Consider the following 13,429-nt stretch of genomic DNA (forward strand, 5'->3'; position numbering starts at 1 on the left):
CTTTGAGTAAAATGAGTGAAGCTGAACTTATTCGATGCTTCACTCTATAGAGCCACCTTAATTCTCGATGTCTGCCATGTTATCAAGCTCTTCTAAAAACGCATTAATTTCGTCTTCGCTTTCTTCATCGATGACGATAGGCGGATTGCCATCATAAACTTTAAATTCCATATTTTGAAAGTAAGCATTTTTAACAAATTCATATGAATCAATAGATTCATTAATAATTTGCTCTTGATCAACAAGCGCTGCTCGTTGTTCAAGCCCAAGTACCGCTTGGCGCAGTAAGTTAGGCCAAAAATCAATGATAGCTAATGGCCAGTAGTATTTATCAACGTAGTCACCCACCTCTTCACGAACTGAGCTTGGTCCAAGCGCCGGAACCACTAAATAGGGGCCGTCACCTACACCATACGCGCCCAACACTTCACCAAACTCTTCTTGTGCGCGGATCCACTCAAAGTCACTTGCAGGGTCAAAAAATCCAAAGATACCAATAGTAGAGTTAAGCACAAAACGGCCAGTACTTTTGCCAGCTTCGCTAAACTTTCCTTGTAGTAGGTTATTTATAACCGTTGATGGTTCATTAAGATTTAACGCAACATTATGTAGCCCAGATCTAAAATCTGTTGGCATATATTCAACATACGCTTGAGCTGTCGGTTTAAGCACATATTTGTCTGCGTAATCCCAAGTAAAAGTCCAAAATGGTCGATTAATCGACTCTAATGGATCATTAGGATCTGAAACATTGCTGCTATGTTCAGCAGGTGTCGATGAACAGGCAGAAATAACTAATGCTAGTAGCATAATAACGATTTTTTTTGCTGGGTTATTGAACAAATGAGAAAATATAGCTGCTACTTTCACTTAGCGTCCTTGGTATAGTCTAAAAAATAATAATGCAGTTTACCATGCAGAAATGCAATGCAACATAAATGGTTTAACTATTTAGCTGCGGTAAAAGCATCAAGTGATTGTTTAAGAGGGCGATGTTTTATTTCTGTGGACAGAAATTAACATCTCAGCTTCGGCGAGCGGAATATCACACTCACGGACAACTTCATCAATTTCTGCACCTAATTCAACGAGTTTAAAAGCACGGGAATAAAGTTTATCTTGCGGCTGTTGATTTTGAAATTGTTCTAGTAATTGTTTTTGTAGCACACTTTCTTGTTGCAGCGTTTTAATACGATGCTCAAGTTGTTTACTGACTTGCTCATTTTCTAACTGCAGACTTTCAAGCTTGTTATTAAACTCAATCAATTGCTTATTTACTATTTTTTGCGATGACTGTAATTCATTAATAAATAACTCTTGCGTTTCAAGTTGTGTTTTTAGCACTTTATTAGTTCTATGAAAGTAAGATTTTTGGCGATAAATAACACCAATAAGCACGATAAAAAGCGCAAAGCTGCTAACTGAAATAATAAGTGGCGAGATAATAAACATAAACTCTTCTTGAACCATTACAACTCAATAAAGCCTGATGAGTCAGGCTTTATTTACAGAGACCTATTGAACAGCTTAAAACTGTTTAAGTTCATCCCATTCGTCATCAGAAAGTAGCTGATTAAGATCGACTAAAATCAATAACTCACCTTCTCTGTTCGAAACACCTTGAATGAATCGTGCACTGTCGTCATTACCCACATTCGGCGCATCATCAATTTCTGAATTTTTTAAGTAAACCACTTCTGCTACGCTGTCGACCAAAATACCTATGACTTGTTTTTCGGCTTCAATAATAACAATACGGGTATTATCAGAAATATCGGCAGGTTTAAGGCCAAAGCGTTGTCGTGTATCAATAACGGTAACAACATTACCTCGAAGATTAATGATACCTAATACATATGTAGGTGCACCTGGCACCGGTGCAATTTCACTGTAGCGCAAAACTTCTTGCACTTGCATTACATTAATACCGTAGGTTTCACTATCAAGTTTAAAGGTTACCCATTGCAACACTTCATCGTTGTCTACGTTTTCATTTGCATTACGTCTATCATCAGCCATACCGCCTGCCTCTTAAATATCTTATTGAAAATCAATCTGTTTGATTATTCGTCTAGTGTACATAGTATAATACTATCTTGAGATCTAGCCATTAATCTTGGTTAATATTTGCGCCTGCGTCAAGTAACTTAATCAAAGACTCGACATCAAGCAGTGCACACATACGTTCTTTGACTAAACCGGCTAACCAAGGTCGCTTGTTCGGTTGGTCTAACCATTTTACATCTTCTTGCTCTAACGTCACGGTATCGACTAATGTTTCAGCTGATAATCCCCACTGACTATTACCTAGCATGACAATATATTGATAGTTTAACGAATTTATTAACGCTTCGTCACATTTTTCTGGCATTACCCATAAAGCCGTATTCACCACATTAATTTTTTCATCACGGTGTAACATAACTCCGGTAAACCATTTAGGTTTCCCCATTAAACTGGTTGTCTTGTCTTCGTTATGTATACCGCCCAATTCAATTAACGGCACCGCAATCGTTAACCCCGCAACATTAAAAAACATCGCTTGAAAACTACCCTTGCGATAGTTTTTAATTTGCTTAACAATTAACGGCTGATCACTTTTCCTTGTTTTAAGGGGTTCATCCGCTATTAATTGTGTTTTTTCTTCAACTTTTACCTGAATTTTTTCTTCAAGTACTTTAGGTAATTCATTTTTTACAGAACTTTTTACCGTATAAACAGGTTCATCTGCTGGATCAGCAATACGTTCAGTAATATCAACTTTTTGCAGCAGTTTTTCTAACGGTTGCTGGTATTTTTCTTTTACGGGAATATTTGGCAGGTCAGATTCTTGCTGCTCTTCTGTCAACAATTCTGATAAATAGTTCTGCATAAGTTTTTTACTTGCAGCGAGCGACTTTGCCATTGGACAATTAACCTAATTTTTGCAGTTCTAATAAACTGCTTAATAGTTTTTTATAAGCACTAACACCACGTGTTAAAGGTGCATAATCTGAGGGTACCTGCATTGCATAACTGGCATTTCTAAAGTTAGTATCTACCGGTATAACACCTGACCATACACTGTCATCGTATAACTCTTGTAACTTTCTATAGGTCAATAATGATGCTTTAGTACGTTTATCAAACATGGTTGGCACTATGGTATATTTAAACGGCTTATCTTGCTCGACTTGCATAATATCCATCGTTTTCATCATGCGGTCTAAGCCTTTCAAGGCCAAAAATTCTGTCTGTACCGGCACGATAATACGTTGTGATGCCGCTAAAGCATTTACCATCAACACACCTAAAATGGGCGGACAATCGATTAGAACATAATCATATTCATTGGCTATTTTTATCATCGCTTTTTTTAACACTAAGCCCATGCCACCTTTATTACCCAGTGAACGGTCTAGTGTCGCTAAGCCCATCGTGGCCGGGAGTATATCTATATTGTCATATTTGGTTGGACATAAGCTTTGCATTATTTGTTCTTTCGTTGAAACTTGCACAAATAAATCGTAAACGCTTAACTCAAGATCTTCAGATTCAATACCAAAATAATAACTTAAAGACGCATGGGGATCAGTATCTACCAGCAAAACCCTATAGCCCTGCTCTGCCAATAAGCCGCCTAAGGAGATTGTTGTTGTGGTTTTACCAACGCCACCTTTTTGATTTGCTACGGTCCATACTACCAAGTTGTTATCCTACTTATTTTGTTAAGCTAATTATTATTCTGCTCAGAAGAGGCTTTATCATCTGCTCGTGTTGTAATACGAATACCACCATTATCGAGGCGGATAATACGTATTTCATTTTCCTCATCATCACCATTGTCTATCTGCTTTATGGCTTCGACATCTTTAATACTGATGGTGGGAGTAGCCAGTAAGTTTGACGTTTCTAAGCCATATTTTGATATAGCGATAACAACACGTCGGTTTTGTGCCCGCCCTTGTGCCGTTTTATTATCTTCTCGTGGGTAATATTGTCCATATCCTTCAATGGCCATACGAGCGGGGTCGAGGGATAAGTCTTCAAGTACTCTTAAAATAGCCGTTGCTCTAAAAACTGATAATTCCCAATTTGAAGAAAATATCTCAGTATTAATCGGTTGGTTATCAGTATAGCCTCTTACACGAATAAAATTGCTCGATGAACCAATAACATCATAAATAACCGCAAGTATTGTTGTCGCGTTGTTGGTTGCTGATGATGAGCCGCTGGGGAAAAGCATACCGCTATTTAATTCGATTTCTAACCAATCACCATCAATTTGTAATTGCGCGTAACCTGATTCTATTAATTCATACAAGGCGGTATGTAATTCTTTTTCTAGCGACGTTAGATTACTGCCTACTTGGCTATCAGAAACATTAGATAGCGTTTTTTCGCCGTCAAAAAGTTCAGGGCCAGCAACATCTAAAATACCATTACCATACAAGCGCTGATTAGTTTTTGAGGTATTCACATCAAGGATATCGTCACCATGCCCACGATTTTTTGGTAATTTATCATTAGCTTGAAAAACTTTTCCTATTGACTCTGTTGCCGTTTCAAAGGGTTCTTCATCAACCATTGCCATCGCATATAAAACAACAAATAAAGCAAAGAGCAAGGTCATATAATCGGCATATGAAACTAGCCACCTGTCGACATTATCATTTTCGACTGAATGTCGACGTTTTCTTAGGTGGTTCATTGCTCTAACCGAAAGGCCGACAACTTATTTTCAATGGCATGTGGGTTTTCTGCTAATGCAATAGCAATCAGGCCTTCGGCAATCATTTCGCGGTACATGGTTTGTTGGTGAATAATCGCCTTTATTTTATTAGCGACCGGTAGGTATATTAAGTTGGCAAAACCAACACCATAAATAGTAGCAATAAAAGCAGTGGCAATACCTTGTCCGAGTAAGGTCGGATCGGTTAAATTACTCATCGCATGAATTAAGCCAAGGACCGCGCCTAAAATGCCTATGGTAGGGCTATAACCGCCCATAGATTCAAAAACATGGGCAGAACGTAGGTTATGTTCACGATAAAGATCTAAATCTAATTCTAATGAGACACGGAGATTGTCGACTTCAATACCATCCACTAATAGGTTGAGCGCTTTATTGGTATAAAAGTCTTGTTCTTCTTGGGCAATATTTTCCAACGATAAATAACCAGACTCTCGGGCTTTTTCAGACCATGACACTATCGAGTCAATCCCTTGGTCAATATCATATTTTGGTGGATAAAATATCCATTTCAATAAAGACAAGGCATGAAAAAATTGCGCTGAAGATGACTGTAACATTACAGCGCCTAGGGTTCCGCCAAAGACAATGATAAAGGCAGGTAATTCAAATAATGCGGCAAGCGAGCCACCATCAAGAATAAAGCCTAAATATATGGCAGTAATGGCGACAAAAAGCCCAGCAATGGTTAACTTATCCATGATCAACTTCCTTGATAATACTTTGACTAATATCTTCTAAGGCTAAAGATAAGACAGAAATTCCCGCGACAGTTACCGCTTGCGGCATACCATAAACGACACAAGAAGCTTCATCTTGTGCCCATATGGTTGCCCCTTTACCTTTTAACATACGAGCACCTTCACGACCATCAGATCCCATACCGGTAAGTACAACACCCAAGACTGAGCCGCCAAACACTTTCGCTGCTGAACCAAAACTGACATCGACACTGGGTTTAAAGGCTATTTTTTCTGATTTATCTTCAATAATTTTTAACTTTGCCAATTTTGGCGTGCCGTCAATAATCATTTGTCGGCCACCGGGTGCAAGATAAGCACAACCGGGCTTTAAAATATCGCCGTCTTCTGCTTCTTTTACATTGATATTGCACAAGGTGTTTAAACGATTAGCAAAAGCGAAAGTAAAAGCGGCGGGCATATGTTGTATTAAAATAATCGGCAACGGAAAGTTTTGCGGTAATTGCGTTAATATTTTTTGTAAGGCGATGGGCCCACCCGTTGATGTGCCTATGGCCAGTAGTTGGTAACTTTTACCTGAGCTTCTTTTAACAACCTGACTACGAATACTTTCACTTTGAGTTGCTTCGACTTTAGGTGTACGCAATGAACTTCTTGGTTGTATTTCAAATTTATTTACGGGCTTAACAACTGGTTTAATGACAGTGGAAGATTGGCTAATTCGAGACGTCTGTGCTTTTACCGCCAATTTTCTTTTTAATAAACCGTTGGTTTTAGCTAGTTGAACCACTCGTTGGCGCAGTAAACTACCTGCATCGTCAGTTGTTTTGGCTATTTCACTAAATTTTTTCGGGAGAAAATCAAGCGCTCCCGCTTCTAAAGCCTCTAAGGTTGCATTAGCACCTTGATGAGTGAGCGATGAAAACATTAAGATTGATGTTGGCGCTTTAGCCATGATTTGTTTGACCGCTTCAATACCATTAAGCAATGGCATTTCTATGTCCATGGTGATCACATCGGGCTTCAAAGACACCGCTTTTTCAACAGCATCTTGACCATTTACAGCAACATCAATAACAGTAAGGTTAGGATCTTTATTTAAAATATCGGTAACTCGACGTCTAAAGAAACTCGAGTCATCAACAACCAACACCTTATAGGGCATTTATTATCTCTTTTGTTATTATGAATGAAAAAGCCCTAGTAAAATTTAACAGGGCTTTATTCTGCGTTAAGAGCGTAATTTTTTATTAACAGCAGATTTTTTTGCGTAAAACTTCAGCATATTAGGTACATCGAGAATTAATGCTATACCACCATCACTGGTGATTGTTGCACCTGCCATACCTGGTGTGCCGTGTAATAGACGATCCAGTGGTTTTATCACCACCTCTTCTTGACCAATTAAACTGTCAACCACAAAGCCGACTTGCTGATTGCCCAATTGAACAATGACCACATGGCCTTTTTCTCTTGGCTTCTCAACAAAATCACGCACCAACCACTTGTCTAGATAAAAGAGTGGAATAGCCTTTTTACGAACAATAATGGTTAATTGCCCATCAACAACATTGGTTGTGGTTAAATCAAGATGAAATATTTCATTAACGCCAGCAAGCGGTAAAGCAAAAGTTTGCTTGCCAACAATAACCATTAATGTTGGTAAAATAGCTAAGGTGAGCGGTACTTTAATCTCTAGGATTGTACCGACGCCCATTTCAGAATCTATACTTACCGTACCATTTAACTGGGTAATTTTAGTCTTGACTACATCCATGCCAACGCCACGGCCTGAAACTTCAGAAATTTCTGTTTTAGTAGAAAATCCCGGAGCAAAAATCAAACTAAAAGCTTCTTTATCTGTCATTCTAGCAGCCGCATCAGCGTCAAGAACACCACGAGTAATCGCAATTTCTTTAAGCTTTTCTGCATTCATGCCGGCACCATCATCTTTGATGGTTAATAATATATGATCACCCTCTTGAGAAGCGGAAAGTACAACCACACCCTCTCTAGGTTTACCCATAGCCTCGCGTTTATCTGGCAATTCTATACCATGATCAACCGAGTTTCGCACTAAATGCACTAACGGATCAGCAAGTGCTTCGACCAAGTTTTTATCGAGATCGGTTTCTTCACCTTTAAGGACTAACTTAATTTCTTTATCTAAACTACGTGCTAAATCTCGAACAACCCGAGGAAAACGTCCAAAAACTTTTTTGATTGGCTGCATACGGGTTTTCATCACCGCACCTTGCAAATCAGTCGTTACCGCATCAAGGTTAGAAACGGCTTTCGTTAAATCTTCATCTTCTTTGGTTAAGCCTAAACTTGTTAAACGATTTCTCACTAAAACAAGCTCACCGACCATATTCATAATTTGATCAAGTCGTTTAGTGTCAACTCTTACGGTCGTTTCACCCTGCATTGCTTTAGCGGGTGCTTTTTCTACAACCGGTGCTTTTGCTACGGGCTTAGCTACAGGTGCAACAGGTGCTGGCTTAGGCGCTTGAGTTTGGGCAACAGGGGCTGGTGTTGGGGTACTAGGTGTAGCAGTAACCGTTAATTTCGGCGCTTGACCTTGCCCATGCAATTCATCTAATAAGGCTTCAAAGTCGTCATCACTAATTTCATCAGATGAAGAGTTGTTCGATGCCGTTGACTTACTTGAGTTATTACTGGCTACTTCAGGCGAAAATGCGCCTTGGCCATGAAGTTCATCGAGTAGGGATTCAAATTCATCGTCTGAAATATCATTGCTGTCTGAAGTTGTTTCTGATGGTGTTGGTGCTGCTACAGGGGCTGGTGTTGATGCTGAACCACCGCCATGAAGTTCATCAAGCAGACGCTCAAATTCATCTTCTGACATTTCGTCATTAGAAGATGAACTTTGCGTATCGGTGTTAACCACTGCTTCAACAGCGACTGGCTCAGGCGCTTGTTCTTTACCTTCTGGTTGGCTTAGACGATGCAATTCTGCGAGTAATTGCGCATCAGCTTTGTCAAGCTTTTCGCCATTTTGAACTTGCACAAACATTTCATTTACAACATCGAGTGCTTGTAAAATTACATCCATTAAGCTTGCACTAACACTGCGCTGGTTGGTACGTAACAAATCGAAAATATTTTCGGCGCCATGACATACGTCAACTAAATTATGTAACGCTAAAAAGCCTGCTCCACCTTTAACCGTGTGAAAACCTCTAAAAATAGCATTTAATAATTCGGCATTATCGGGGTCGTTTTCAAGTTCTACGAGTTGTTCCGAAAGCGTTTCAAGTATTTCTCCAGCTTCTATTAAAAAATCCTGAAGAATTTCTTCATCTTGCTCAAATGACATCCAGCAACTCCTATTAAAATCCTAAACTTGATAAAAGGTCATCGACATCATCTTGGTCAGCAACAACATCATCACGTTGTGCTGCATTAACGATTGGGCCTTCAACTAAGTTATCACCTACTTTAGGTTTACTTCGCACAGCATTACTATCTGTCGTAATACCAAAAGCGGTTAGCATACCAATTAAGCTATCCTCTACTTCACGAACTAGATCAATAACTTTACGAATAACTTGTCCGGTTAAATCTTGAAAATCTTGCGCCATTAAAACATCAGTCATTAAATCATGCATGCGCACTGATTCTTTATCTGTTGTTTTTAATAAGACATCTATATCGACACACAAACTTTTAAATTCAGCTAAGTCCAACTTGTTATGCATTAATTTTTGCCATAACGGGTTAACCGCTTTTATTTGCTTTTGTATCGTATCCACAACGGGAAATATAGATTCAACCGCATCCATGGTTTTATTAGCCGCTTCTTCCGTACGCGTAATAACGTAGTTTAGACGTTCTTGAGCATCGGGAATATCTGCTGTCGCTAAATCATTTAACCGAGAATCTAATTGAAAATTATTTAATGAGTCATGTAATTGACGCGTCAACTTACCTATTTCGGCAAATAACTCAGAATTAATTGGATTTTGAATTTCGGCAATTAATTCATCTGCTTTGTCTTGTTGACCACTTTCTAAATATTCGACTAGCTGCTTTGCTTCTGCCAAAGAAACATGCACATTTGTATTCGCACTCATGCAAAAACCTCACGTTTAAATTAATTAATTATCTATCTATCTAATTAATGAATTAACCTAAACGTTCAAATATTTTATCTAACTTGGCGTTTAACGTCGCTGCGGTAAATGGTTTTACAATGTAGCCGTTAACACCGGCTTGAGCCGCCATCACAATTTGTTCTTTCTTTGCTTCAGCAGTGATCAGTAATACTGGGATATGTGATAATTTTGCATCGGCACGAATGGCTTTGAGCAAATCAATACCTTGCATACCTGGCATATTCCAATCAGTTACAACAAAGTCAAAAGAGCCTTCTTTTAACATCGGTAAAGCAGTACTACCGTCATCTGCTTCTGAAATGTTAGTGAAGCCTAAATCTCGTAACAAGTTTTTGACGATACGTCTCATCGTTGAAAAATCATCAACAACAAGAACTTTCATATTTTTATCCAAGGCACCCTCCGGTCAGAACATTTTAAAATTGCAATTATATGTATATTCTACTCAACTTTGCCAAGATTGCATACGTCCTTTTAACCTATGCATCGCTTGACTGTGAATTTGGCTAACACGCGACTCACTTACATCAAGCACTTGGCCAATTTCTCGAAGATTTAATTCTTCGTCATAATATAGTGACAGTACTAGAGCTTCGCGTTCGGGTAAAGTGGAAATGCATGCTGTTAACGATTTTTTAAAAACTATTTTTTCAAAATTATCATAGGGATCGTTATTATTAACATCTTCCAAATTCGATATGCTATCTGCACCCGTACTTAAGTCTTCGATACCGATTATTTTACCCGTACTTACTTCGCTTAGAATATGATGGTAGTCATTTAACGAAATATCAAGTTTTTCAGCAACTTCAATATCAGTCACATCGCGACCTAAACTTGCTTCAAGTAACTTTATTGCTTCGCTGACCATGCGGCTATTTTTATGAACAGAGCGGGGAGTCCAGTCGCCACGACGTATTTCATCCAGCATAGCACCACGGATACGAATACCAGCAAAGGTTTCAAAACTTGCCCCTTTGCTGTGATCAAAGTTATTAGACGCTTCAAGCAGGCCAATCATGCCTGACTGGATAAGGTCATCAACCTGCACACTCGCAGGCAACCTTGCTAAGAGGTGATAAGCGATTCGTTTAACTAATACTGTGTGCTGCGAAATTATAGCAGATTTATCAGTTTGAATACTGTAAGCATTTGGTTTTACCACTATCGCTCACTCGCTAAAATTATGGGAAAATTAAGGACTTTAAATAAAGTACTCATCTCTGATTACTATTGTTATTAATGTTCTAACAATTGTTCAATAAAAAACTCTAAATGACCTGAGGCTTGTTTAGGCACCGGCCATTTAATTAAATTAGCCGCTAAAGATTTAAAAGCAACGGCTGCTGGTGATTGGGGATAAGCTTCAACAATGACTTTTTGCTTTCTAACGGAGTTTCTTATGTTTTCATCAAATGGAATAACCGCAACCAGTTCAAGTGCAACATCTAAAAATCTGTCGGTGACTTTAGAAAGCTTACCAAAGAGTTGCTGACCTTCTCTTGGCGTTCGCACCATATTGGCAACAACTTTAAATTTAAATACGCCATGATCTCGACTTAATAGTTTCATTAAAGCGTAACAATCGGTAATAGAGGTTGGTTCATCACAGACCACTAACATCACATCTTGTGAGGCGCGGCAAAAGCTCAGTACCATGTCTGAAATACCGGCGGCAGTGTCTACAATCAATATATCAAATTTCGTGTTCATATCACTAAAAGCGCGAATTAAACCGGCATGTTCGGCCGGCGTTAAATCGACCATAGATTGTGAACCTGACGTAGCAGGAATGATATTAATACCCGCTGGGCCTTCAATGATAATATCGTCTAATTCACATTCGCCAGAAAGCACATGCGATAAGTTTCGCTTAACGCGTAAACCTAGCATGACATCGACATTAGCTAAGCCTAAATCGGCATCTAACACTAAAACGCGTTGTCCTAATTGTCCAAGTGCAATAGCGGTGTTAAGCGAAACGTTAGTTTTACCTACTCCGCCTTTTCCTCCTGAGACTGCGATGACTTTTACCGGTGCTGAATTTTGCATTTTTCTTAAGCCACTTGCTTGATCATTCATTTATCGTATTTCTCTACTTTCTTACGAATAGCCATCAATTAAATTTAGTATAACCCTATAATCATCTAATCTGCATATTTTTATAGCTTTAAAATTTACATATTTAGAACAAGTTATGGAAATACGGCAGTATTTGCGCTCATTGGTGCTGTTCGCCAATTTATCGGATTATTAATTTGATTTTTCGCACTCATTTTATCTGCTAGCGTAACGAGTTTTTCAGCATTTGCAACTTTAATATCTTCTGGAACTCTTTGTCCATCCGTTAAGTAGCCTATCGCTAAACCATTTTGAATCGAGGTAGAAATTATTTCACCTATGCTAAGGCTTTCATCAAGTTTGGTATAAATACAGCCCGCTAAAGGTACTTTTTTAAAGCGATCGACATTTTCTTGCATAACGCGCTGTTGAGTATTAGCGGCTAGCACTAAATAATTACGAATTCTGACTCTTGCATTAGAAACTAAAGTGGTTAGGTGTTTAGCTAAACGCATGTCACGTTGCCCCATACCGGCAGTATCAATAAGTATCAGTTTCTTTTTAGAGAACTGTTGCAACAATGTATCTAAGGTTTTGGCATCGCTGGCAAGCTTGACATCACAACCAATAATTCGGCCGTAGGTGGCTAATTGTTCAAATCCGGCAATACGGTAGTTATCTGTTGAAATCATCACCACTTGGTCTGCGCCATGAATTTGAGCGAATCGCGCCGCTAGTTTAGCAACTGTGGTTGTTTTACCAACACCGGTCGGCCCAACTAAAGAAACTACGCCACCACGATGAATAATGTCATTGTTAGTGGTGTTAATTTGTTGGCTAATAAATTTTTTCGCTAATTGCCAAGTATCTTGGTCATTCTTTTGTGCGGGAATATAACCGGCAATTTGATCTGAAACTTGCTCACTCATCCCCAAGGACATTAATCGGTTAACCAACATCGCTCGAGCGGGATCTTTTTGCGCCATATCCTGCCACATTAACCCCGAAATTTGATGTTCTAATAATTCACGAATAGAAGACATTTCGTGCTTCATTTTTTCTAAGTCGGCGTTATTTACATCTTGTGCTGGCAAGCCATTCGTTGCTGAAACTAATGACTGAGCTTGATTCATTGCCGGCTGTTGATATGAGTCGCTTGGTTGTTCATTACCTTGTTCTTGGCTATTTTGTTCTAAACGGTCGGTGAAGCTTTTAAATTGCTGCTCAATATTGTTCGACGGTGTTGGCGTTGAAACTTGCGCTGAGCTACTAGGATTGTTTTGCGTTAACTTAGCGGCTGCCTGAACAATTTTATCGTGCTGAACTTGATTAATACCTTGACCAATATTTGCTGGTGCTTGCTGAACTTGACGACTTAATAAAGCCGCTAAACTATCTGAGGGAATGGCCGCATCTTCTGCAACCGAATTATGCGCAACAGCAGCATTACTTAAAGGATTGTTTTGTCTAATATTAACCACATCATTGTCAATTGAACGGTCGAAACTGTCAGTTGCTTGAGGCGCTGAGGTATTTTCAGGAAATTTTGGCGCCGAGGGTTGTGTTGCTTTAATTTCTACATTGTTGTCAACTGCAGCCATTAATTCAACACCTTCAGGTACACGTTTATTTGACATAATCACAGCATCAGCACCTAGCTCATCTTTGATTTGTGTCAGCGCACTTCTCATATCTTTTGCTACAAAACGTTTTATTTTCAAAACTAACCCCTTATCAACTGCAATCGCTGTTAATGACTTATTCATTTAACCGCAAATATGTTCTGCTGCTCATTA

14 protein-coding genes are annotated in these 13,429 nt (G+C 39.0%); all 14 read right to left on the reverse strand.

Going from position 1 to position 13,429, the window contains the following annotated elements; all coding sequences use genetic code 11:
- Nucleotides 1-57: 57 nt before the first annotated feature.
- Nucleotides 58-870 (reverse strand): MlaA family lipoprotein, encoded by an 813-nt coding sequence (locus tag ESZ26_RS07375; protein WP_223271597.1) that lies wholly within the window; start codon nt 868-870, stop codon nt 58-60.
- A gap of 111 nt (nt 871-981) precedes the next feature.
- Complete coding sequence (locus ESZ26_RS07380) at nt 982-1,470, reverse strand: DUF2802 domain-containing protein (protein WP_146799105.1); 489 nt, start codon at nt 1,468-1,470, stop codon at nt 982-984.
- Nucleotides 1,471-1,527: 57 nt separating this feature from the next.
- Nucleotides 1,528-2,019: a chemotaxis protein CheW gene (locus ESZ26_RS07385; protein WP_146799106.1), complete on the reverse strand. Its 492-nt coding sequence runs from the start codon at nt 2,017-2,019 to the stop codon at nt 1,528-1,530.
- 91 nt (nt 2,020-2,110) lie between these two features.
- Entirely contained in the window at nt 2,111-2,905 is a 795-nt protein-coding gene (locus ESZ26_RS07390; protein ID WP_170246331.1) for a chemotaxis protein CheW, read from the reverse strand.
- Between the two features lie 7 nt (nt 2,906-2,912).
- Nucleotides 2,913-3,686, reverse strand: coding sequence for a ParA family protein (locus ESZ26_RS07395; RefSeq protein WP_146799107.1), 774 nt, complete (start codon nt 3,684-3,686; stop codon nt 2,913-2,915).
- A gap of 26 nt (nt 3,687-3,712) precedes the next feature.
- Complete coding sequence (locus ESZ26_RS07400; protein WP_146799108.1) at nt 3,713-4,690, reverse strand: flagellar motor protein MotB; 978 nt, start codon at nt 4,688-4,690, stop codon at nt 3,713-3,715.
- Nucleotides 4,687-5,433, reverse strand: coding sequence for a flagellar motor protein (locus ESZ26_RS07405; protein ID WP_146799109.1), 747 nt, complete (start codon nt 5,431-5,433; stop codon nt 4,687-4,689). Before ESZ26_RS07405 ends, ESZ26_RS07400 begins: the two co-directional genes overlap by 4 nt.
- Complete coding sequence (locus ESZ26_RS07410; RefSeq protein ID WP_146799110.1) at nt 5,426-6,598, reverse strand: protein-glutamate methylesterase/protein-glutamine glutaminase; 1,173 nt, start codon at nt 6,596-6,598, stop codon at nt 5,426-5,428. Before ESZ26_RS07410 ends, ESZ26_RS07405 begins: the two co-directional genes overlap by 8 nt.
- A 66-nt stretch (nt 6,599-6,664) precedes the next feature.
- Nucleotides 6,665-8,773 carry a chemotaxis protein CheA gene (locus tag ESZ26_RS07415; RefSeq protein WP_146799111.1) on the reverse strand — a complete coding sequence of 703 codons (2,109 nt, stop codon included), beginning with the start codon at nt 8,771-8,773 and terminating at the stop codon, nt 6,665-6,667.
- Nucleotides 8,774-8,786: 13 nt separating this feature from the next.
- Nucleotides 8,787-9,530, reverse strand: coding sequence for a protein phosphatase CheZ (locus ESZ26_RS07420; RefSeq protein ID WP_146799112.1), 744 nt, complete (start codon nt 9,528-9,530; stop codon nt 8,787-8,789).
- A gap of 52 nt (nt 9,531-9,582) precedes the next feature.
- Nucleotides 9,583-9,966: a chemotaxis response regulator CheY gene (gene cheY, locus ESZ26_RS07425; RefSeq protein WP_070374617.1), complete on the reverse strand. Its 384-nt coding sequence runs from the start codon at nt 9,964-9,966 to the stop codon at nt 9,583-9,585.
- A gap of 51 nt (nt 9,967-10,017) precedes the next feature.
- A complete protein-coding gene (locus tag ESZ26_RS07430; RefSeq protein WP_146799113.1) occupies nt 10,018-10,737 on the reverse strand; it encodes an RNA polymerase sigma factor FliA in 720 nt (239 codons plus the stop codon).
- 74 nt (nt 10,738-10,811) lie between these two features.
- Complete coding sequence (locus tag ESZ26_RS07435; RefSeq protein ID WP_146799114.1) at nt 10,812-11,654, reverse strand: MinD/ParA family protein; 843 nt, start codon at nt 11,652-11,654, stop codon at nt 10,812-10,814.
- A gap of 113 nt (nt 11,655-11,767) precedes the next feature.
- Nucleotides 11,768-13,399: a flagellar biosynthesis GTPase FlhF gene (gene flhF, locus ESZ26_RS07440; RefSeq protein WP_223813308.1), complete on the reverse strand. Its 1,632-nt coding sequence runs from the start codon at nt 13,397-13,399 to the stop codon at nt 11,768-11,770.
- Nucleotides 13,400-13,429: the final 30 nt, after the last annotated feature.

This window comes from Colwellia hornerae (assembly GCF_007954355.1).
GTDB lineage: Bacteria > Pseudomonadota > Gammaproteobacteria > Enterobacterales > Alteromonadaceae > Colwellia_A > Colwellia_A hornerae.